The sequence below is a fragment of the Streptomyces sp. NBC_00076 genome, assembly GCF_045041235.1.
Taxonomy (GTDB): domain Bacteria; phylum Actinomycetota; class Actinomycetes; order Streptomycetales; family Streptomycetaceae; genus Streptomyces.
Map to the genome: position 1 here is coordinate 10,607,079 of NZ_CP108242.1, position 20,681 is coordinate 10,627,759.

18 protein-coding genes and 5 pseudogenes are annotated in these 20,681 nt (G+C 69.4%); 14 read left to right on the forward strand and 9 right to left on the reverse strand.

What is annotated here, in order from left to right:
• The first annotated feature begins 85 nt into the window (after window positions 1-85).
• The 5 genes and pseudogenes from OHA64_RS47385 to OHA64_RS47405 all read left to right on the forward strand — a co-directional run.
• Window positions 86-1,006: an RNA polymerase sigma-70 factor gene (locus OHA64_RS47385; RefSeq protein WP_405623558.1), complete on the forward strand. Its 921-nt coding sequence runs from the start codon at window positions 86-88 to the stop codon at window positions 1,004-1,006.
• 155 nt (window positions 1,007-1,161) lie between these two features.
• Window positions 1,162-1,995 carry an NAD(P)H-binding protein gene (locus OHA64_RS47390; RefSeq protein WP_405623560.1) on the forward strand — a complete coding sequence of 278 codons (834 nt, stop codon included), beginning with the start codon at window positions 1,162-1,164 and terminating at the stop codon, window positions 1,993-1,995.
• Window positions 1,992-2,660: an NAD(P)-dependent oxidoreductase gene (locus tag OHA64_RS47395; RefSeq protein ID WP_405623561.1), complete on the forward strand. Its 669-nt coding sequence runs from the start codon at window positions 1,992-1,994 to the stop codon at window positions 2,658-2,660. Before OHA64_RS47390 ends, OHA64_RS47395 begins: the two co-directional genes overlap by 4 nt.
• Before the next feature lie 146 nt (window positions 2,661-2,806).
• Window positions 2,807-3,313, forward strand: a complete 507-nt coding sequence (locus OHA64_RS47400) for a DUF1772 domain-containing protein (RefSeq protein WP_405623563.1) — start codon at window positions 2,807-2,809, stop codon at window positions 3,311-3,313.
• 26 nt (window positions 3,314-3,339) lie between these two features.
• Window positions 3,340-3,630: pseudogene (locus OHA64_RS47405) on the forward strand (IS982 family transposase); the annotation flags it as partial.
• 203 nt (window positions 3,631-3,833) lie between these two features.
• Here the strand turns inward: OHA64_RS47405 and OHA64_RS47410 are convergent.
• The 6 genes and pseudogenes from OHA64_RS47410 to OHA64_RS47435 all read right to left on the reverse strand — a co-directional run.
• Complete coding sequence (locus OHA64_RS47410) at window positions 3,834-4,727, reverse strand: RNA polymerase sigma-70 factor (protein WP_405623565.1); 894 nt, start codon at window positions 4,725-4,727, stop codon at window positions 3,834-3,836.
• Window positions 4,728-4,799: 72 nt separating this feature from the next.
• Complete coding sequence (locus OHA64_RS47415; protein ID WP_405623566.1) at window positions 4,800-5,978, reverse strand: NAD(P)/FAD-dependent oxidoreductase; 1,179 nt, start codon at window positions 5,976-5,978, stop codon at window positions 4,800-4,802.
• A 627-nt stretch (window positions 5,979-6,605) separates the two neighbouring features.
• Window positions 6,606-6,851 (reverse strand): annotated as a pseudogene (locus OHA64_RS47420) (ATP-binding protein); the annotation flags it as partial.
• Entirely contained in the window at window positions 6,803-7,369 is a 567-nt protein-coding gene (locus OHA64_RS47425; RefSeq protein WP_405623568.1) for a hypothetical protein, read from the reverse strand. The pseudogene OHA64_RS47420 and the gene OHA64_RS47425, both read right to left, overlap by 49 nt.
• Window positions 7,370-7,461: 92 nt before the next feature.
• A complete protein-coding gene (locus OHA64_RS47430; protein ID WP_405624416.1) occupies window positions 7,462-8,160 on the reverse strand; it encodes a DUF4232 domain-containing protein in 699 nt (232 codons plus the stop codon).
• 249 nt (window positions 8,161-8,409) lie between these two features.
• A pseudogene (locus tag OHA64_RS47435) lies at window positions 8,410-9,024 on the reverse strand (hypothetical protein); the annotation flags it as partial.
• A 383-nt stretch (window positions 9,025-9,407) separates the two neighbouring features.
• On the opposite strand from OHA64_RS47435, the gene OHA64_RS47440 reads away from it, so the two are divergent.
• Window positions 9,408-9,731 carry a hypothetical protein gene (locus tag OHA64_RS47440; protein ID WP_405623570.1) on the forward strand — a complete coding sequence of 108 codons (324 nt, stop codon included), beginning with the start codon at window positions 9,408-9,410 and terminating at the stop codon, window positions 9,729-9,731.
• Between the two features lie 86 nt (window positions 9,732-9,817).
• Here OHA64_RS47440 and OHA64_RS47445 read toward each other — a convergent pair whose 3' ends face one another.
• A complete protein-coding gene (locus tag OHA64_RS47445) occupies window positions 9,818-11,044 on the reverse strand; it encodes a HEAT repeat domain-containing protein (protein ID WP_405623571.1) in 1,227 nt (408 codons plus the stop codon).
• 308 nt (window positions 11,045-11,352) lie between these two features.
• On the opposite strand from OHA64_RS47445, the gene OHA64_RS47450 reads away from it, so the two are divergent.
• From OHA64_RS47450 to OHA64_RS47470, 5 genes and pseudogenes are all read left to right on the forward strand, one after another.
• Complete coding sequence (locus OHA64_RS47450; RefSeq protein WP_405606877.1) at window positions 11,353-12,627, forward strand: IS701 family transposase; 1,275 nt, start codon at window positions 11,353-11,355, stop codon at window positions 12,625-12,627.
• 166 nt (window positions 12,628-12,793) lie between these two features.
• A pseudogene (locus OHA64_RS47455) lies at window positions 12,794-12,964 on the forward strand (transposase); the annotation flags it as partial.
• Window positions 12,965-13,035: 71 nt separating this feature from the next.
• On the forward strand, window positions 13,036-13,350 hold the full coding sequence (locus OHA64_RS47460; protein WP_405623573.1) for a DUF6980 family protein: 315 nt from the start codon (window positions 13,036-13,038) through the stop codon (window positions 13,348-13,350).
• 120 nt (window positions 13,351-13,470) lie between these two features.
• Entirely contained in the window at window positions 13,471-13,746 is a 276-nt protein-coding gene (locus tag OHA64_RS47465; RefSeq protein ID WP_405623575.1) for a hypothetical protein, read from the forward strand.
• A 1,106-nt stretch (window positions 13,747-14,852) separates the two neighbouring features.
• Window positions 14,853-15,206 (forward strand): VOC family protein, encoded by a 354-nt coding sequence (locus OHA64_RS47470; RefSeq protein WP_405623576.1) that lies wholly within the window; start codon window positions 14,853-14,855, stop codon window positions 15,204-15,206.
• Window positions 15,207-15,389: 183 nt separating this feature from the next.
• On the opposite strand, the gene OHA64_RS47475 is transcribed toward OHA64_RS47470, so the two are convergent.
• Window positions 15,390-15,677: a hypothetical protein gene (locus tag OHA64_RS47475; protein WP_405623577.1), complete on the reverse strand. Its 288-nt coding sequence runs from the start codon at window positions 15,675-15,677 to the stop codon at window positions 15,390-15,392.
• Window positions 15,678-15,747: 70 nt separating this feature from the next.
• Window positions 15,748-15,876, reverse strand: a pseudogene (locus OHA64_RS47480) (MarR family transcriptional regulator); the annotation flags it as partial.
• A 328-nt stretch (window positions 15,877-16,204) separates the two neighbouring features.
• Here OHA64_RS47480 and OHA64_RS47485 point away from each other — a divergent pair.
• The 3 genes from OHA64_RS47485 (at window position 16,205) to OHA64_RS47495 (ending at window position 20,156) form a co-directional block, all read left to right on the forward strand.
• A complete protein-coding gene (locus tag OHA64_RS47485) occupies window positions 16,205-17,857 on the forward strand; it encodes a serine/threonine-protein kinase (protein WP_405623578.1) in 1,653 nt (550 codons plus the stop codon).
• On the forward strand, window positions 17,854-18,648 hold the full coding sequence (locus OHA64_RS47490; RefSeq protein ID WP_405623579.1) for a hypothetical protein: 795 nt from the start codon (window positions 17,854-17,856) through the stop codon (window positions 18,646-18,648). The genes OHA64_RS47485 and OHA64_RS47490 overlap by 4 nt, the downstream gene beginning before the upstream one ends.
• A gap of 401 nt (window positions 18,649-19,049) precedes the next feature.
• Window positions 19,050-20,156, forward strand: a complete 1,107-nt coding sequence (locus tag OHA64_RS47495; protein WP_405606644.1) for an IS110 family transposase — start codon at window positions 19,050-19,052, stop codon at window positions 20,154-20,156.
• The last annotated feature ends 525 nt before the right edge of the window (window positions 20,157-20,681 follow it).

Consider the following 20,681-nt stretch of genomic DNA (forward strand, 5'->3'; position numbering starts at 1 on the left):
TCCGCTCACACATCGAATGATCTTCGAAGGATGCCTCGCCGGCGCGGGTCCGGCCGGGCACACAGAACGCAAAGGGGGAGTCGGCGTGGGCAAGGTCGAGGAGTTCGAGGAACTGCGGCCGCTGCTGTTCTCGATCGCGTACCGGATCCTGGGCAGTGTGGGCGAGGCGGAGGACGCGGTGCAGGAGAGCTGGCTCCGCTACGACGCCTCGAGAACCCGGCCCGTGTCGGCCAAGGCGTTCTTGTCAGCCACGGTGACCCGGATTGCCATCGACGTGCTGCGCTCCGCCCGGGTGCGGCGGGAGGAGTACGTCGGACCGTGGCTCCCCGAGCCGCTGCTGGACGATCCGTACCAGGACCCGGCCCGCGCGGCGGAGCTGGCCGACTCGGTGTCAATAGCGGCGCTGCTGCTCCTGGAGCGGCTCAGTCCGCTGGAGCGGTCGGTGTTCGTGCTGCGGGAGGTCTTCGCCTTCGGCTTCGCCGAGATCGCCGCCGCGGTGGGGCGCTCAGAGGCGGCGTGCCGGCAGCTGCTCGTACGGGCACGCCGCCACATGCACGAGGGACGGCCCCGGTTCGAAGCGGACCGCCAGGAGCGGCAGGAGCTGGCGAGGCGGTTCTTCGAGGCACTGACGCAGGGAGACGTGGACGGACTGCAGAATCTGCTGTCCGCCGACGTCCAGCTCGTCGGAGACGGCGGTGGCAAGGCACCGCAGCTGGCCAGGGCCGTCACCGGCGCCGAGAACGTGGCCAGGCTGCTCGCCACCGTCTACCCGCTCATGGCCCGGATCGACATCACGTTCGAACCGCACGAGGTCAACGGCCAGCCGGGCGCGCTCTTCCGCGACCGCGACGGCAAAATCCTCCACATCCTCGCCCTCGACACACTCGACGGGCAGATCCAGACGATCCGCGCGGTCATCAACCCCGACAAGCTCAGCCACCTCGGCCCGGTCGCCGACGCCTGGGCCGTCGACCAGGAAGTGAAGCAGACCCGTAAAACCCAGTGATCTACCGACCAGCCTGACAGGGCAGGACCGGAGGTTTCAGTGCCGCATGCCGATGATCCTGGCACACGGCGCGCCCGTGACGTCTTCCCGCGATACGAACCGCGATCATCCACCGCGCAAGATCGACTTCGACACACCCACTTAGGGGTTCAGTCATGATCCTGATTACCGGTGCCACCGGCGTCGTTGGCCGGGAAACCGTCCGCCTCCTCGTTGAGGGGGGAGCGAAAGTCGCCGCTGTCACCCGCAACCCGCACGCCGAATTCCCCGCGGGAACACAGCTCGTCCACCCCGCGAAGGTTCCCACCATCGACGGCGTGGAGGCCATCCTGCTCAGTCCGCGTGCCGCCGGATCCACCGCGGTCGACCTGTTGGCCCGCGCCCGCGAGACGGGCGCGGCAAGGGTGGTCGTACTGTCCGCCGTGACCGTGCGGTACCCGGCGGGGCACGCACGCTTCCGGCAGCAGTTCCAGGCGGTCGAGGAGCTCGCCCAGGGGAGCGGCCTGGACTGGACGATCCTGCGCTGCGCCGATTTCGCCGCCAACACCCTGGCCTGGGCCGGGCAGATCCAGGCGACCGGGACCGTGCGGGGGGCATACCCGCACGCGAGGACCTCGACCGTCGACGAGCGTGACATCGCCGCGGTGGCCGCCCTCGCCCTGACCCACCCGCAGCACCGCGCTCAGACGTACCTGCTCACCGGAGAGCAGTCGCTGAGCCAGCCGGAGAAGGTCGCCGCGCTCGGCGCAGCGCTCGACCGGGCACTGTCGTTCGTCGAGGCCGCACCGGACGAGATCCGCCGCGGCATGCTCGCCGCCGGCCTGCCCGACGAGGTACCCGACCGGCTGCTCGGCTCGCTGGCCGACTACGCCCGCGAAGCCGGGCCCACCACCGACACCGTGCGGCGGCTGCTGGGCCGCCCGGCACGCACGTACGCCACCTGGGCGCAGGACCACCGTGCCGCCTTCATCGCAGGAGGACCCCGATGAAACTCACGATCGTGGCCGCCACCGGCGGTATCGGACGGCACCTGGTCGAGCAGGCGGTAGCCGGCGGGCACGACGTCACCGCCGTGGCCCGCCGCCCGCGTGAGCTGCCGGGCGGCGTCCGGACGGTCGCCGTCGACCTCACCCGACCCGACATGCTGACGCTCGCCACGGCGGTACGCGGCGCCGACGCCGTCCTGTCCGCGCTCGGCCCGCGAAACCCGCGCGCGGACGCGGGCATCACCTCGCGTGGCACCCGCGCGATCGTCGCGGCGATGCAGGCCGAACACGTCCGGCGGATCATCATCGTCAGCGCCGCACCCGTCGGACCGGTGCCGGTGCCTGGCCGGCCGACGCCACCCAGGCACGATCCCGGCGACGGCTTCTTCATGCGCCACCTGGGAGTCCCGTTGACCCGGGCGATGTTCGGCCGGCACTACGCCGACCTCGCCGTCACCGAGCAGATCCTGCGCGACAGCGGACTGCAATGGACGGTGTCGCGCCCGCCCAAGCTCACCGACAAGCCCCTGACCGGCACGTACCGAACCGCGTGGAACCGCAACATCCGGGGCGGGTTCTCCGTGCCACGCGCCGACGTCGCCCACCACATGCTCGCCATGGTGAACCAGCCGGACACCATCGAGCAGGTCGTCGGAATCGCGAACTGACCCATAACCAGCCACGCACACGACCCGGGCTGCGGGAGAAAAAGCGGGCGACAACCTGCGACAGTCACGGACAAGTCAAGAAGATGCCTCGGCCGTCCCGCCCGCCCCTCCGCCGCCCGGGTCACCTCTACTGAAAGAGCGTGATCATGACGAAGTACGCCCGTTTCGCCAGCCTCGTATGCGCGGGACTGTTCGCCGGATTCCTCACGTCAGTCCTCGTCCTGGAACTCTCGCTGCGCGGCTTCGACAGCACCGTCTACACCCAGGTCCGGCTGGTCGAGCTGGACTCCCTCGACAAACTCGCCGTCGCCACACTCCTGCCGGCGCTGATCGCCACAGCGGTACTGGCTTACCAGACCTACCGGTTGAACACCCGATGGTGGGCCGTGGCCGCACTCGCCCTCCTGGTCTTCGTTCTCGGCCTCACGCTCATCGTCAACCTGCCCATCAACTCCGACCAGCTCCACTGGAATGCCCAGTCCCCGCCCTCCAATTGGACCGATGTACGGGATCGCTGGCAGATCGCCCACGCCGCCCGGACGGTGGCCGCGGTCGTTGCCTTCGTGGTCCTCGCCCTTGCGGCGCCGTTGCCTCGTACACGTCGTTCAAGCTCGCCGAACACCTCGACGCGGAGGGATCGGCTGCGCGCATGAGGTGAGGGAGTCAGCCGCCGAGCTCGCTGCGTCGGGTCACCCGGCTACCGGCCGACGACACCTCCGTGTGGAGCGATGACGTGTGGATCGTGGACTCCACGCCGGTGGAGTGCGGCTGCTCACGAGAGACCGTGAACGCTTCCGACCTGGCCGGATGGACCGAGTTCGGGTACTGCGCCAGCCACAGCTGCTTCTTCTGGGGCGTGCGGCTGCACCTGGTGTGCACCCTCCAACCTGAGGGCGAGCCGGAACAGCCCGGCGTACCGCTGTTCTCACCGTTGCGGCAGGTCATCGAGTCAGTCGACGAAACCTTCAAGCCTGAAAACGGCTGGCGATGCTCTTCACTGCCCAGGCCGTTGCCTTCGTCAACTGGGGCCGCTTCGCCCGCCGGTGAAGGGTTCGGGGCGACTCGGCTCCGGCAGGGGCGCCTTCGGTGTCGTGAGCGACGGGCTGCGCCCGCCCCGTACACAGCTCGTCCCGGTCCAGGGTCCCGACCGGTCATGCTTCAGAATTGAACGCTTCAGGGCAGCGCCAAGCTGTTGTCGGGGGTCAGGCCGCTGAGCTTTTCGGGGTTGACCTGGAAGCGCAGGTTCTGGATGCGGCCGTCGGCGAGGTCGAACGAGAGGGCGCCGACTGTGTGTCCGTCGAGGGTGGCCAGGATGCCGAGCTCGCCGTTGATGATGGCTGGCTCCATGGTCAGGGCGGCCAGTTCGGGCTTGGCCAGGAAACCTACGATCCAGCGTGCGACGTGGTCGGTGCCGTGGAGGGGGCGGCGGGCGGCCGTGACTTTGCCGCCGCCGTCGGACCAGGCGGTGACCTCGGGGGCGAGTAGCTCCATGACGGCGTTCAGGTCGCCGCCCGCGCAGGCCTCCATGAACCGGGTGGTGACCTGTCGGCGCTGAGTCTGGTCGGTGTCGAAGCGGGGGCGGCGGGCCTGGACGTGCTCGCGTGCGCGGTGGGCGATCTGGCGGACTGTCGGCTCGGGACGTTCGAGGGTCTCGGCGATCTCGGCGTGCGAGTAGCCGAAGACCTCGCGGAGCAGGAAGACGGCGCGTTCGACGGGGCTGAGGGTTTCCAGGACGACCAGCATCGCGGTGGAGACGCTGTCGGCCAATTCGGTCTCCGCGGCGATGTCGGGGGAGGTCAGCAGGGGCTCGGGGAGCCACGGGCCGACGTACGTTTCGCGGGTCGCCCGTGCGGAGGTGAGGCGGTTCAACGAGAGGTTGGTGACCGTGCGCACCAGGTAGGCCTTGGGGTGGCGGATCGCGTCGCGGTCCGCGGTGCTCCAGCTCAGCCAGGTGTCCTGGAGGACGTCCTCGGCGTCGGTGACGCTGCCCAGCATGCGGTAGGCGGTGGCGAACATGAGCCTGCGGTGTTCGATGTACGGGTCCTGCTCGTCCCTGGTGTCGACCATCGGCTCATGCTGCCAGCGCCGTAACCAGGGCGGCAAGGCCCGAGATCATGGCGCTGGGAGCAGATGCGCCCGTCATGCCGCGGGCTTGCGGGTGGCGCGGCCGCCCTTGGAGACGATGGTGGTGACGTTCATGCGCTTGCTGAATCGGTAGGTCGTGAGTGGGCTGCCGCTGACCATCTCCTTGTACGCGGCGGCGCTGCGGCCGGTGAGGTGCATGCGGCGGGGGGTTTCGTCGGCCTTGGTGAACTGGATGACGGCGTCACGGCGGCCGAGGCTGACCGGCTGGTGGAAGTAGCCGAAGCGGAACGGCTTGACGGCCTTGCCGCGCACGAGCCGCGCGATGGTGTCGGCGGTGTACTGGGCGGTGGGCAGGCCGCTCTGGCAGGTGCCGTGGATCTGTCCCCAGGCCAGCCGGACGGCGGCGGCGTCGCCGATGGCGTGGATCTCCGGGTGGGAAACCGAACGCAGGGTGGCATCGACCAGGATGAGGCCGCGGTCGTCGGTGGCGATCCCGGCGTTGGCGGCGAGCGGCGACACCTTGACGCCGGTGGTCCACAGGCACGCGTCGGAGCGGACGAGCCGGCCGTGGTCCAGTTCGACGGCGTCGGGCAGCACCTTGGTGACGCGGGCGCCGGTATCAAGAGTGACGCCGAGGCGGTCCAGCGCGCCGTGGAGGTAGGCGCGGGCCTTGGGGCCCATCATGCAGCCGGGCTCGTCCAGGCTGATCAGCGTGACGTTCAGGCCGGGGTGGCTCTCGGCGATCTCGGTGGCCGCCTCGATACCGGTCAGGCCGCCGCCACAGACGGTGACCGTGCCGCCGGACGCGGCGACCTCGGTGAGGCGCGTGGCAAACCGACCGGCGATCTCAGGGTTGTTGAGGGTGAACGCCTGGGTGTCGGCGCCGGGGACCTTGCCGGTGTCGGTCGAGCTGCCCAGCGCGTAGACGAGCGTGTCGTACCCGAGGGGCTCGGCGCCGTCGACGGTGATCTGCCGGGCCTCGGGGTCGATGGCGGTGGCGGTGCCCTGGACGAACGTGACGCCGGTCCCGGCGAGCAGGTCGGGGATCTGATGGTCGGCCAGCTCCTGCCCGGCGGCGATCTGGTGCATCCGCAGCCGCTCGACGAAACGGCTCGAGGGGTTGACCAGGGTGATCTTCACGCCGGTCCGGCGAGTGCGGTGGGCCAGCCGGATGGCGCTGAACAAGCCCGTGTAGCCGGCGCCGAGGACGACGATGTGGTGGCCGTTGTTCATCGGATCTCCCAGGGTCGGGCACCGGCTTGGTACCGGTGACGCCCATGGGACAAGCAACCCGCACCGGACGTGACAGGTCGCCGATGTGAACCACGTCACGCCACATGCGCCGTTGGTGTGCTGGCAAGAACCTGTCGGTTGCCTCGCCGTACCGAGCCCGGCCGAAGCAGAGCGGGCCGCCGAAGGGGACGGGCTCCCACTGCCGCCCAAACCAGCGCGTATCCGACGACGCCCCGGCGCACCACTCATCCCAAAGGAAGCCGGACTCTGCGAGCGACTCCAGCGCCAGGTCATCGAGGCGCAGACTGATAGGCGCCCAGGTTCAGCTCAACGCACTGCCCCCGCTCGGCGTTTCATCCTGGATGAATACCGGCGGAACCCCGGCCCCAACTGCGGCCGGCTGTTATTGCGAATCCGGAGGTATGCCGTTCCGCCGCAGGTCAGCTGGCCGCCGGTGGGGAATTTCGGAGAGCAGGCCTGTCCCATGCCCGAGCGAACCGAGCTTTCACCGAAGAGGCCGACAGATCCGAGGCTGCGCCAGGCGCTCGGCCGGTCGTCGAAGGTCGCCTGACGGCGTGTCTGGCCGGCGGCCTCCAGCCGTTGCCGGCCAAGCGGTGAAGCGGTTGGTCAGCCCACTGTCTGTTCGGCAAGGGCTCGGCTGCTGGCCAGGCGGTAGGAGTCAGTGCCGGTCTCGATGATGGTGCCGTTGCATGTCAGCCGGTCGACGATGGCGGCGCACAGACGGGGATCGGTGAAGGTCTTCGTCCAGCCGGCGAAGGACTCGTTGGAGGCGATGGCGACGCTGTTCTTCTCCTCACGCTCGGTCAGAACCTGGAAGAGGAACTCGGCGCCGTGCCGATCCAGTTCCATATGTCGAGTCGGGGACGGGACGCCGTGCACGTTTCCAGTGCCGGTCTTCCCGTCCCCGCCCGCCGAACCGGACGTGCCCGTTGGTGGGCCCTGGCCTCGCCGAAGGTGAGCGTGGAGCCCACCACGGTGCCCATCAGGCCGATCACCAGGAACATCGGGGTGGCCATGGACACCGTACGGCGCACCGCTGTCAGCGCGTTCTGCCGGGCCAGCAGTCCGACCGCGCCGCCGGCCAGCGGAACCGGGCGGGTCAGCAGCCGGATCAGCGGCGGAACGAGCAGCGGGGCGAACAGCGCGAGCACCATGATCGCCATGACGTCGAGCAGCAGGGACCACACGGGCAGGTTCTGCGGGTCACGCAGTTGGGGGTCCTTCCGCAGCCCCGGGGGCATGGCCGCGAACAGGGCCAGCACCGTGCCGAACAGCGCCAGGCAGGCGATGGCCCACACCCAGCGGCCGAGCGTCATGACCTTGCGGTCTGGCAGCTGGCCGAACATCTGATGCCGGCCGGCCCAGGGCACGCGTGGGAAGGCGTCCGCTTCGCCGCCTCTTGGGGATCACGTGCTGAGCTCGACATCGTCCTGCTGCGCGCTGGTGCTGCGGCTGGAATCGGTCAAGAAGGCCTGACCGCCGATACGGCGGTGACGGTCACAGTGTCGTCGCACTCGGCGAACTGCCCGTCGTCCAGGGCCACCTGGTGCGCCCCGGACCCCGGCAGCCGGACGACCATCGTGGGGTACACCACGGGCGCCGAACCCGACACGCAGTACCCGTCGGCCTCCCCCTGCACCTGCACGAACGTCAGCTTCACCCACGCCTTGCCGTCGGGGGCGACCTTCACCGGCGCCGCGGCTCCGGTCGGCTTGACGGTGAGCGGCACGTTCATCTCCGGAGAGCCGTTCCCGGCGCCGGCCACCGTGGGGTGCCCCTTGAGGACGCACGTCCGTCCGGACACGTTGGTGAACTCGACGACGGCCGCTCCGGTCCCCGTACCGGCCGGCCGCACGGCGGCCTGCCGGGCGCTCGCCTTCAGACTGCCCGCGGAACAGGTCGCCGCCGAACCGCCATGAGCGGGTGCGGACGACGGGGGTGCGGAGGCGGAGGGCGTGGAGGAACCGGAGGAGGAGCTGCCGGGCTTCGGGGTGCTGGCCGCGGAGGAGGAGGCCGCTGAGCTGACGGGCCCGGGCGGGGTGACGCCGCCGTCTCCGGTGTCCGCACCGCCCCCACCGGGCTGACATCCCACCATCCCCAGCGCCGCCGAAGCCACGACGACCACCACCGCCGAACCGCGCATTCCGTTCACGTATCGCATGCTGTCCCCCGAGTCCCAGTTGTCCGGAGCGCGGCTTCTCGCCGCCCTCGTCGAACCAGACAGAACCGTGGAGCCGGCAGTTCTTCCGCACTCCGACCTGTGACCCACCGGTGACGAAATCCGGCCACAACCACCGTGAACGCCCCGGCAGACCGAGCTCCTGACCCGCGGCCTCCAGGCCTCATGCGTCTTGTACTTGTGCCACCCTCTCGCTGACGGGTGGTAGGTGTCTTCGAGCCGCTTGAAGACGATGCCTTCCATGCCGACGGCCGCCCACGACAGCCACTCGCGCACGGTGTCCGGGTCGGTGGTCGACGGACACAGCGTCCACGGCACCGACAGGTGCCGGGCGGAGAACACCGACTCCAGCGCGGCCCGGCGCCGCCGGTACGGCCAGGCGGTGGTGTCGGTCCCGGACAGGCAGGAGATCGAAGGCGACGAAGTGGGCCGGCCACTCACCCGCCGCCCGGGCCGCCCCGGCACCACGCCGGGGCAAGCCCCCTGGCCCCCTTCGACGGAGACGAGAGTCCGGCGGCGCCGACCAGGAACCCGCGCCGGGAGGGCTGGCGGGATGGGCAAGCCGTCGCTGCCTCCTGCCGCCGGCCCTTGCGATCCCACTGCCGTACCCATTCCGTGCTCCGCACGAGCGCTGACCGCAAAAGCCCTGCACGCCACGGGTTTTCGGGACTGTGGCGCGTCGTCGCAGCCCTCTTCTCTTCTCCTTTCACTGACCAAGTCCTGGGAAATGCGTGGGGTGTCAGTTGTTGAGGTGATCATCGGGTTCAGGGCGCGCCTGGTGCCCGCTGCGGCCGGACGGGGCCGGCGCCCGGCCGGTAGCCGGTCGCGACGCACGGGAGGGTGCATCTGATGGCGAAGCGCAAGACGAACGAGGCGGGATCGTCGACCGGCCTGCGCGCCGATGTGCTGCGCGTGCTCGGGTGCTCGGGTGCTCAAGGCCGCGACGGCGGATCAGATTCAGCGGCTGTCCTTACCGCACCTGACGTACCGGCACACCACGAAGAAGACGGCTGCCCTGCGGAAGGAAGCGCGCACTGCCTCCCATCGCGGCGCGCTCAACGATCTGCGCAGGCACGGCCTGTCCGTCGACGGCGGCCGCACCCGAGGGGGAGAGGAGGTGCGCCTGCTCACCAAGGACGAGCTGGCGGCCGCCGGACACGAGTTGGACCGGGGGCCGGAGAAGATGGGCGGCATGCCCAGGAGCGGGCCGCTCGGGTGCCTCGCACGCGATGACGGTCAACGATATGGCCCTCGCGATGATCCGCCCGAAGCCCGACCGCCACCGGGTGGCCGATGAGCCGGCCGAAGCCGTCGCGGCCGCGCAGGCCTGTGTTGCCGCGCCCGATGGGATCGGCAGCATTCCCTCAGCCCGGGAGAACGCACAGCTCCAAAGGACCGTCGCACTTCTCACGGCGGAGCTCGCACAGCCTCAGATCGGCGCCACCGCCGCCGTCAACAGCATCGTCGACCTTCTGCTCGTCCAGTCCGTCGTAGCGCTTGGGCGTGCCCCAACCCATGCACAGGTCTACGTATCGGCCTCCCCGAAGGGCTGACCTTGGAGGGCCTGCGTCAGGACCGCATCCTGTGATGCACTGCGAAGCCGCCGACCGTGGCCAAATACATGCACGGCGGTAACCTGTCATGCCTGGTCGGTCTGGTTGCTCGTACGGTACCGCCAAGGGGCGAACAGCCGATGGTCGTGCTCTGAGAACGCGTCGAGCGGTCCGACCCGCTCGTACGCCTCCTCGGTGCGCGGGTCGCCGCGCCGAGCGAGTGCCCAGGCCGCCTCCAGACGCAGATCCTTGTCCTCCTCGTCGAGGAGCGCGAGGAAAGCATCCAGGGTGGGCGTGGTCCGATCGTCAGAGCCGGCGAGGGACTGTGCAGCATGGCGCCGTACCCAGAGGGTGTCGTCGCGAATCAGCAAGAGCAGGGCGTCCCGAATCGCTGGCTCGAGTCGGTTGTCGGGAGTGAACCGCGGGGCGAACGCCTGGGCTACGGAGGCCCGTACCTCAGGCTCGGGATCGTGAACGAGGCCGAGCAGTGCCGATGTTGCCGCATCGCTGCGGGCGGTCCGCTCCCGGCTCACGCAGAACACGGCCTCGCTGCATACGCTCGGGTCCGAATGGCCGATGTACCGCAGGCCGATGGCCTCCTGCTCCGGATGCCCATGGCCGGTGTAGGTGTCCAGAACCGCGGCGAGTACCTGCCCGTCAGGCTCCTCTTTCGCCCAAGACGCCAGGAAGTCGACATCCTGGGCGACGTCCGGTGCGCGGTCCACCGGCACGTTGAAGTTCCGGTGCCAAATGACCTGCGCGAGGAAGCGGCGGTATATGGGATCGGGGTGCTGCCGCAGCGAGGTGAGCTCGGACCAAATGCCTGGGCCGCGGCGCTGGCCCAAGTAGAAGGCGACGGCGAACCAGTTGCTGTCCCCGTCCTGCGAGTGTGGGATGGCGCGTGCCATCATTTTGTCGAGAGGCGGGAACACACCGAACTCCCACTCGAGGTGGGTGAGGATGGCTGCGTGGCCGTCCCGCACGGTGCGCCCGCCGAGGGAGAACTCTTCGATTGTGTCACCGTGAGGGTCCTCGATCCGGCGCTTGACAGCCGGTTCTGCGGCTCCGGTCCGGCGGCGCAGTTCTTCAACCACGCCCGTCTCGTGCCAGTACCGGGTCAGGTCGAGCAGTTCTCGCCGGGATGCCTCAGGCAGGCGAAGCCGAGGGGTGTTCCCGAGCACAGCGGAGACCAGCGTGGGGGAGCCCGTATCGACCGCCTGCAGCAAGGGAGTACCGCCGTCCGGAAGCTCGCGGTCCTGGTCGGCGCCCCCATCGACCAGGACCTCAGCGGTGAGGTGATCGAGCCTGGCCACGGAGGTGCAGAGCAAAGGCAGTCCATCAGAGCCCAAGGTGTCCGGCGCTGCGCCTTGTTCCAGACAGGTCCGCACCGTGTCGGTGTCCCCGGCGATTACGGCACTGACCAACCGGCCAGCCAGGTCCAACGACGAGTCCGTCAAACGCTCCCCCTGATGGTGTGTTCGAAGTGAGCAACGTACCCGAAGCAGCCAGACGATGCCGAGTCCACCCGGGTAGCGACGAAGCGCTCGGCTAATAGGCCATCTGATCTAGTAGGACTCCGTTAGGTCTTTTCGTCGGTGGTGTTCAGCGGCATGGTGGGTGTGTGGACGCACATGAAGTGAACCGTGTTCGGGCGAAGTTGGCGTTGTTCGTTGCTGATGTGTTCGCGTCGGTGCCGCGCAAGGACCAGCGGGCGAAGAGCGACTGCTATCTGCGGGGGCTGATGCTGGACGGTCGCCGCAAGTCGATCCAGCCGATGGCGGAGCGGCTGCCGGACGGCAACGAGCAGAATCTGCAGCAGTTCGTGAACCAGTCGACGTGGGATCCGGTGCCGGTGCGGCGGCGGATCGCGGAGCGGATGGTGCCGCTGATCGGCCCGGATGCCTGGGCCGTGGACGATGTGTCGTTTCCCAAAGACGGGAAGATGTCGGTGGCGGTCGCGCCCCAGTACTGCGGAGCCTTGGGCAAGCAGGCCAACTGTCAGGTCGCGGTGAGCGTGCACGCGGTCTCCGACACCGCCTCCTGCCCGCTGCAGTGGCGCCTGTTCGTGCCCCAGGAGTGGGCGGACGATTGGGTCCGCCGACGCAAGACGGGGGTCCCTGAGGAGATCGGGCACCGGGAGAAGTGGCGCCTGGCCCTGGATGTCCTGGACGAGCTGGCCGGTTGGGGTCTCATCCCGCCGGTGGTGGTGGCCGACGCCGGCTACGGGCAGAACGCCGGCTTCCGCGACGGGCTGGACCGTCGGAGCATCGGCTACGTGGCGGCGATCCGCTCGGACGTGACCGTCCACCCGCACGATGCCGTGCCCAGTGCCCCGCCCTGGTCCGGCAACGGCCGCAAGCCCCAGCCCCGCTACCGCGACAAACCGTCCCCGGTGGCCGCGCTCGTTGCGGACCAGGGGCGGCAGGCTTTCACCGAGGTGACCTGGCGGGAAGGCTCCCGCGGACCGATGCGTTCGGATTTCCTGTCCCTGCGGGTGCGGCCGGCCGGGGTCAAGTCCCGACGCCTCGCCCAGGCCGTCGCCACAGACGAAAACTGCTGGGACGGTGTCCTGCCCGAGGTCACACTGCTGGTCGAATGGCCCGAAGGCGCCGAGGCGCCCACCGGCTACTGGCTGTCCAACCTGCCCGACACGCTCTCCCTCGCCGAACTGGTCCGGCTGGCGAAGATCCGCTGGCGCATCGAGCACGACTACCGGGAACTCAAGCACGGCCTCGGCCTGGACCACTTCGAGGGACGTTCCTGGGCGGGGTGGCATCACCACGTCACCCTGGTCACCGCCGCCCACGCGTTCCTCACCGAACAGCGCCTGGCCCCAAAAGCCGATACAGCGGGCTCACCCTCTACCAGATCCTCGACACCATCCAGGACCTGCTGAACTGCTGGACCGGCACCTGCACCACCTGCCACCGCCCCCTGTCCAGAACATCCACCACCAGCCCGAACCCAAGAGCCAGAGCAACCTAACGGAGTCCTACTAGGTAGTTGGTGTTCTGGCATGTTCTTGTGACTGGCGTCGTTGGTGGTCGTCGCTTGTGATGTGAGTGTTCGTCGTTCCGTACCGCAGTGACGTGTTCGACGCCCGCTGGGCCTTGATCGAACCGGTCTTTTCCGCTTGGCGGGCGAGACGGACCGGATGGGGCACAGCGGCCCGGGTGCATGACCTGAGAGAGATCGTCAACGCGATCCTCTACGTCAACCGCACCGGCATCCCGTGCCACCCGGTGACTATCACGGACCGTGATCTACTCCTGGTTACGATGCCGATCAACGAGAACCCGAGGTCATGACCAATCACTGTTGCGAGGCGATGACCAGCCGCGTGAACGTGTGCTGCGACCAGCACGATGGTCCCTTCGCCTGTCCTGACACGCTGGTTGACTTCAGTGCCAAGTTTCAGGAGTACGGGCTGATTGTTCATGACGGCGGCACGTCGAGCATCACGATCGACTTCTGCCCCTGGTGCGGACGACGCCTCCCTGAGTCGCAGCGGGACCGATGGTTTGACGAGTTGGAGCGCCGCGGGATCGATCCTTGGGAGGACGAGGTGCCTGCCGAGTTCCAGGATCACCGCTGGCTCACCTCTCTGCACCACGAGTAATCGAACCAGCAGCCTCGGACCACTTCTGAGACACGCCCTACCTACCGGCTGTCCCAGAAGCAGAGGCACGAACGGTTCGCCGCGGTGGCCGAACGGGCCTGGCGTGAGGAACAACTGCGAGTGGAGACTCCCGGGAAGCCGAGCATGGCCGCCCACTTCGCCTACGGAGTGCCCGTGTACTCGCGCGATCGGTATCACTCGCTGTACGGAATCGTGCGCCCGTGCCCCGGGCTGGTCACCCTCTCACCGCAGCTGTCGTCCCACCGCGTCCTCGTGCGCAACTCCCAGGAGATGAGGGATTTCGACGAGACGCCGGCCGGCCGCATCACCCACTACGACCTCCCCGAGCACGAGGGCGGCGCGTTCCGTCGTGCATACGCGGAAGGTCGGGGTTGACTGTGAGCCTTGCCGGCGCCCATGGTGCGCCTGACGATGGGCAGCAACTCCTTGACGATGATGGGTGCCAGGACGAGGCTGAGCTCGTCGGGCGACCGTCCTGCCCGGCGCCAGCCTGTGCGACGTCGAGCGGCTGGGAAGGCTCCGGTCAGAAGGCGGCCGTGAGGGTGTCTCAAGCGGTAGCCGAGAAGGGTGAGGCCGCGGCGGCCGCTGCGCGGTGCTGGTAGGCGCGCGGTCCTGGGGCGCCGGGGGGTGCGGGTTGCGGGCGTTGCGGTGCCAGTGGCCGGTGAGCGCGGCCAGGAACGCGCCCCTCCCAGGAGTTGCTGTCCAGATCCACATCATCCATTGCAGCTTGGACCACCACGGCGTCCAGTTCTGGCCGCACCGGAGTTGAGTGTGTCCAAGACTTCCGGCAGCGTCACCCCGGGCCGGGGTGCATAGCTAATATCGAATAGGTGACCGAAAAGCCGACCCTGCGCGTGATCGTCATCCCCCCGGGGGGCAGGGCTGTCCACGGCCATCTCCACGCCCGTCGGCAGGACACCGACGGCTGCTCGTGGTACGAGGTTTCGCTGCCCATGCCCGCCACGGCCGTGGCCCCCGTAGAGGGTGAGGACCACGGCCAGGTCCCCACCGAACCGGGCAGCTGGCCCTCGGTGGGTCCTTCAAACTCTGCGCCATGGCAAGCCGGAGCAGCGTGCCGTGGTTCTCCACCGGGCCGGCTGCTGGGCCGCCGATGGACGCATCACCCCGGCCAATGACGTCGAAGCTGCGGCTTTTTCTCCGGCATGGGTGGGCCGCAGCATGCGACGACTGCCACCCGGCACCCGATCGTGGGAGAGGCCTGCGTTGGCGGTAGTGGAGCGGTATCCGGGGGAGTGTCAGTGCCCTGGGTTACCGTCCTGGTGTCCTGACGGACTGTTTCGCCTCTCGCCTGGCCTCCAACAGCAGCCAGGCGAGAGCCAGATGCTCGCTCCCCATTGTTCTCGGCACAGGAGCCCGAAGAGGTCCTCGCAAGTAGCGGCTGCCCCGCGATTGAGACGGGGGTGAAGCGGACGATGGCGTGGTGTCGGCCCGCCTGATCGCCGTCCTGCCAAGATGGCGGTATGGAACGTGTGCTTGGAATCGGTGGATATTTCATGCGGGCCGCAGACCCAGCGGCACTGAGCGCGTGGTATCGCGATTGCCTGGGCCTGGACGCTGATGCGAACGGCCTGTGGCGTCAGGGAGCCGGGCTGACGGTGTTCGCGACGTTCGAGTCCGAGACCGACTATTTCGGGTCCCGCGCCCAGCAGGCCATGCTCAACTTCCGAGTCCGTGACCTGGATGCGATGCTCGCGCAATTGCGTGCCAAGGGAGCGGACGTGGCGAAAGAGACGCAGGACATGGAGGGTGTCGGTCGATTCGGCTGGGTCACCGATCCTGAGGGCAACCGGGTTGAGCTGTGGCAGCCCGCCTGACCGGGTCTTCACACAGGCGGTGGAGTGCTGGTGGCTCACCAGGTTGTCGAGGTGTGAAGCGCCGGTCAGGCCCCCGCGACCATGCCCCATTGCCCTTCTGCGGTCCATCGGATGAGCACCTGGGTGAGCTCGTTGGCAATCGAATCCGACCATGAACAGGCCGAACGCGATCGGCGACCAGCGTCAGCCAGGGGTTGGCGCGGTGACTGCGTGCGACAGGGGCAGGGGCAGGGGCAGCGGCGGTGAGCACGCGGGGAGTCGGGACCGGTCAGACGGCGCGACCGCACGGGCCGCCGTCTCCACCTCGGCGTCGCGGTCGCGCAGCCGCCGGGTGAGAGCCTCGAGGGCGCCGAGCGCCGAGCCGAGGGCGCCGAGATCGCCTTCGGTGAGGGTACGCAGCGCGGACTTGAGCTGCCGCGCCGCGACGTCCTCGGCCTCGCCGATGAGCTGACTGGGCCTTGAAGGTGACACGCAGGTGCGCGACACGCTTGTCGGTGTTGTCCTGGTGCCGTTCGAGGCGCCCCGCTTCGGTGAGGCGGGTGACCATGGCGCTGATGTTGTTCGGCTTCATCACAAGTGCGCCCGCCGCCTTGTGGACGGTGGCGCCGTCGTGTTCGGCGACGTACCGAAGGAGCGCCAGCTGTCGCTCTGGGGGCTTGGGGTAGGGCAGCTGGCCGTCGACGCCCCGCTCGACGTCGGTTCAGCGCGGGCAGGCACGCTGCGAGGCCCGCGGCCAAGTGGTCGATGCTCAGGATCCGATGAGCCTCGCTGAATACGCCCCCACGGTACCTATGAAGAGAAACCTATGTAAACGTACCAATTGATACCGGCCGGGGTGGCTGAAAGGATCAGGTAGCGTTCGTCGGCCGCCGGTGCCCGGACCGGGTTCCTGGCTGCCGCACCGCAACCGCAGTGGCTGAAAATGTGTCTTTGGGCGCGTGGCCGAAGCTCCGGTGGCGGTGGGTTTCCGGCAGCACGCGCGGCCTTGGGGGGCTGGAATGAACACATGGGCAGTGCCTGGATACACCGAGTCACTGGAGCTCGGATCCGGGGCGAGCGGGCGGGTTGTCCTGGCCGTGCACGAGGAGACCGGCGTTCCGGTCGCGGTGAAGTACCTCAGCGAGTCACTGCGCACCCGGCCGGGCTTCGTACACGAGTTCAGGGCGGAGGCGCGGCTGCTCGGCGGCCTCGAGAGCCCGTACGTCACGGGGTTGTACGAGTACGTCGAAAGCCCGGACGGCGCCGCCATCGTGATGGAGCTAGTCGACGGCGTCTCGCTGCGGACCCTACTGGCCGGGCAGGGCCCGCTCGACCCCGAGGCCGCACTCGTGCTTCTCAAGGGATCGCTGCTCGGTCTGCATGACGCGCACCGCATCGGCGTCGTCCACCGCGACTACAAGCCGGCGAACGTCCTGGTCGTACCGGACGGATCGTCCAAGCTCGTCGACTTCGGGATTGCGGTGGACGTCGGCACCAGCGTCGGCGTGGCGGGAACCCCCGCCTACATGGCCCCGGAGCAGTGGACCGGCGCGCCCGCCTCTCCCGCCGCCGACGTGTACGCGGCCTCGGCCACGTTCTTCGAGTGTCTGACGGGCCACAAGCCGTACGCGGGTGACAATCTCGCCGAACTCGCGCTGCAGCACATCGACGCGCCCGTCCCCGCCGAGGAGGTCCCGGAGTCGGTGCGGGAGCTGGTGCGGCGCGGTATGGCCAAGGATCCGCAGCAACGGCCCAGAGACGCCGAGGAGTTCGTCACGGAACTGGAGGCGGTTGCCGGGGCAGCCTACGGGCCCGACTGGGAGGAACGCGGCCGCGGCCGGCTCGCCGCGCTGGCGGCACTGCTGCCGCTGCTGCTGCCCTCGGCCCGCACTGCCCCGCGAACCACCACCGACACCGCACGTACGGTCCTGGGCCGCGAACCGGGCCTCGGCTGGGCGCGGTCGTGGCGGCCCGGCCGGCCGGGGATGCTGGTGGCCGGTGCGGCCGTGCTCCTGGCCGTCGTCCTGTCCTACGCCGTCCAGCGCACCCCGGGAGCGGATCCGCAGCAGGCGGCGCAGGCCCTGGCCACCACCAGTGCCCAGTCCGGCCTCGAGTCGGGAGGACCTACCGGCCCTACCGCGTCGGCCGACCCCTCCCCGTCGTCCCCGTCGTCCCCGTCGTCCCTGGTGTCACCCGGCCTGGCGCCCTCGGACCTGGCGACAGCCGGCACTGGCGAGCCCTCCGCGCCCACCACCACGGCTCCGCCCCCGGCGACCACGACACCCACCGCGACGGCCACCGGGGCGACACCGACGACCGCTGCCCCCACCTCCCCGGCCCCGCCAGCCGTCAAGGACATCGCGGTGTCGAGCTTCCAGCAGACGGGTTCGACGACCGCCTCGGCCACGATCGACATCACCACGGACGGCACCGGGCCGATCTCCGTCACCGTCTCGTGGTCCACGGGCGACACCGGGCTACAGCTCGGCACCACCCCGGACGGCGAGTCCCAGACGTTCGGACGCAGCGGCGCCACCCAGTACACACTCACCGTCGACCACACTTTCCAGGGGAACGGCTGTTACTGGACGGTGCAGGCCACGACCACGCCGGCCTCCGCCGACGGCGGCGCCTCGCAGCAGCTTCTGACCAGGGGATGTGGCCTCCGATGACCACTCAGGACGACGACCGCACTCCGGCTTCCGCCGAGGCCGCCGAGCCCACCCGGGTGCTCGACCCGGCCGACGCCGAGCCCACCCGGGTGCTCGACCCGGCCGCCGCCGAGCCCACCCGGGTGCTCTACCCCGCCGACGACGAGTACAGCGCCACGGTGCTGGCCAGCCACTGGATCCAGAGGCCCGAGCCGGAGGCCACCCTCGTCGGGTCACCCTCAACGGAGATCTGGCCGACACCGGCCGCCCCGTCGGCAGCACTCACACCACCCACACCACCGACGCTGCCCGACCGTTCCGAAGGCACCGTGCTGCGTTTCGGCCCGGGCGTGACGGCGGCCGTCGCACACCGCACGCACAGCACGCTGACCACGGTGCCGCCGCCCCTCGCACCCCCGCGCCGACGCCTGCGAAGACACGCTCTACCGGCGCTCGTTCTGATCGCCGTCGTCGCCTTCCTCGCCTGGCAGCGCCCAGGACCGTCCGTCGCGGCACGCACAGTGGCGGTCACCGCCCGGCCGACGGTTCTGGGATGCGACGACACAGCGGACATCATCGCCCTCGTCACCACCAACGGCCGGCCGGGCACCCTCTCCTACCGCTGGACCCGAAGCGACGGCACCGCCTCGGGCGTCCTGCGCGAAGTAGTGACCCGGGGCCAGACACAGGCCCGCCTGCACCTGCTGTGGACCTTCCAGGGCAAGGGCCACTACACGGCACAGGCCGAACTGCGCCTCCTCTCGCCCACTCACCGCCCGGCGACCACCCACTTCACGTACGACTGCCCCTGACCGGCCGGTCAGGGGCAGATCTCTTGCCGTCCCAGATGGCCGTGGTCGGAGAACCCCGGCTCGAAGGTCGTCTTCGAGTGCCTGGCGGTGACCGAGCAGCAGATCGAGGAACACCGAGGAACGCGAACGCCGCGGCCTTCTCGACGACGTGAGCATCCACGCCGACCCCGGGCGCAGACCTGTCGCCCGCGAGCTGTCCGGCATTGCGCCGGACCGGGCGGTGGCCGGGCCTCTGACTTGTTGAATCGACCCCAGACGCGCGGTCTGCAGCCGTAGCGTCCAGGGTGCCGACCGGCACGGGCTCGCGTGACCTCATGCCGCCCCAACTCGGGCTGGCTCATGATGAGTTTGCCGCCGCCGGCCGGCACCCGCGCGGTGTGGCTCGACAGAGGCGTGACCAAATGGACGCTGAGACTTCAAGTCAGAGTGCCCACCGCACCCATCCCATCCCGTTCGACCTGGGCAAGGTGCACGTGATCACCATCGGTATCGATCCCCACAAGTCGTCCCACACCGCCGTCGCCGTCGACACCGCCGGACACCAGCTCGCCCAGCGGCGCTTCGTCGTCAACGCCGGAACCGTCGGCCAGCTGATGAGCTGGTGCGAGCGGTGGCCGGAACGCCGCTTCGCCGTCGAGGGCGCCAAGGGACTCGGCCGCAGCCTCGCACAGCAGCTGGCCTGCGCCGGCGAGCACGTGGTGGACGTGCCCTCTACCCTCTCCGCCCGGGCCCGGCTCCTGGCCACCGGCGGGGACCGCAAGACTGATGCAGCAGACGCTCTGCACGTCGCCCAGGTCGCCCTCTTCCGCCACGACCTGCGCAAGGTCGAACCGGAAGACCAGTCGACGATCCTGCGGCTGCTGACCGAGCGGCACGACGACTTGGTCAACGAACGCACCCGCATCATCAATCGCCTCCACGCCGTGCTGCGAGACCTGTTGCCCGGGGGTGCCTCCACCCGCCTGTCCGCGGAGAAGGCCGCCGCCCTCATGAAGGGCATCCGCCCAGCCACCGCCACCGACTGCTGCCGCCGCGACCTCGCTCGGGATCTGCTTGCCGACCTGCGGCGCGTCGACCGGCAAGTCCGTGACAACGAAGCCCAGATGCGCGACGCGCTGGCCGCCGCCCGCACCGCGCTGACCGCGCTTCCCGGTCTGGGCACTGTGTTCGCCGCCAAGCTCCTCGGACACGTCGGCGACGTCACCCGCTTCCCCACCGAGCACCACTTCGCCAGCTACACCGGCACAGCACCCCTGGACGCCTCCAGCGGCAAGAACACCCGCCACCGCCTCAACACCGGAGGCAACCGCGCGCTGAACTGCGTGCTGCACATCATCGCGGTCTGCCAGATCCGCGACGGCGGCCGAGGCCAGGACTACTACCTGCGGAAAATCGCCGAAGGCAAGACGCCTGCGGAGGCCCGCAGGGCCCTCAAGCGGCGCCTGTCGAACGTCGTCTACCGCACCCTCAAACGCGACCGCCACAGGACTTTCCCTGCTGCCGCTTGACACACAGAGGCACTCATCAGCGTCTCTGACGGCACTTCCCGGGCCCGGTGACACCACCCCCCCCAGGTCATCAGTTCGGCAGAGGGGAACAGCCATGCCGGGCCCGGAGGCCAGCGGCCCTCTTGCAGGACCGCGAAGAAGATAACGGGGGGGCGCGCAGGGCGGCGAGCAGTGCGCGGAACTGGTCGACGGCGGCCTGGTCCTCGGGGCTGCGGGCGCCGGCGCGTGGCCGCAGCGTCGAAAGAAACGGCGCTCATCAGCGTCTCTGACGGCACTTCCCGGGCCCGGTGACACCACCCCCCCCCAGGTCATCAGTTCGGCAGAGGGGAACAGCCATGCCGGGCCCGGAGGCCAGCGGCCCTCTTGCAGGACCGCGAAGAAGATAACGGGGGGGCGCGCAGGGCGGCGAGCAGTGCGCGGAACTGGTCGACGGCGGCCTGGTCCTCGGGGCTGCGGGCGCCGGCGCGTGGCCGCAGCGTCGAAAGAAACGGCGCTTCATCGGGTGGCCTCCTGCGTGGCCTCGTA

Coding starts and splice junctions, on each gene's coding strand:
- OHA64_RS47390 (WP_405623560.1), top strand. CDS start 1,162: ATGATCCTGATTACCGGTGCCACCGGCGTCGTTGGCCGGGAAACCGTC.
- OHA64_RS47395 (WP_405623561.1), top strand. CDS start 1,992: ATGAAACTCACGATCGTGGCCGCCACCGGCGGTATCGGACGGCACCTG.
- OHA64_RS47400 (WP_405623563.1), top strand. CDS start 2,807: ATGACGAAGTACGCCCGTTTCGCCAGCCTCGTATGCGCGGGACTGTTC.
- OHA64_RS47410 (WP_405623565.1), bottom strand. CDS start 4,727: ATGGTCGACACCAGGGACGAGCAGGACCCGTACATCGAACACCGCAGG.
- OHA64_RS47415 (WP_405623566.1), bottom strand. CDS start 5,978: ATGAACAACGGCCACCACATCGTCGTCCTCGGCGCCGGCTACACGGGC.
- OHA64_RS47430 (WP_405624416.1), bottom strand. CDS start 8,160: ATGCGATACGTGAACGGAATGCGCGGTTCGGCGGTGGTGGTCGTCGTG.
- OHA64_RS47440 (WP_405623570.1), top strand. CDS start 9,408: ATGACGGTCAACGATATGGCCCTCGCGATGATCCGCCCGAAGCCCGAC.
- OHA64_RS47460 (WP_405623573.1), top strand. CDS start 13,036: ATGACCAATCACTGTTGCGAGGCGATGACCAGCCGCGTGAACGTGTGC.
- OHA64_RS47470 (WP_405623576.1), top strand. CDS start 14,853: ATGGAACGTGTGCTTGGAATCGGTGGATATTTCATGCGGGCCGCAGAC.
- OHA64_RS47485 (WP_405623578.1), top strand. CDS start 16,205: ATGAACACATGGGCAGTGCCTGGATACACCGAGTCACTGGAGCTCGGA.
- OHA64_RS47490 (WP_405623579.1), top strand. CDS start 17,854: ATGACCACTCAGGACGACGACCGCACTCCGGCTTCCGCCGAGGCCGCC.
- OHA64_RS47495 (WP_405606644.1), top strand. CDS start 19,050: ATGGACGCTGAGACTTCAAGTCAGAGTGCCCACCGCACCCATCCCATC.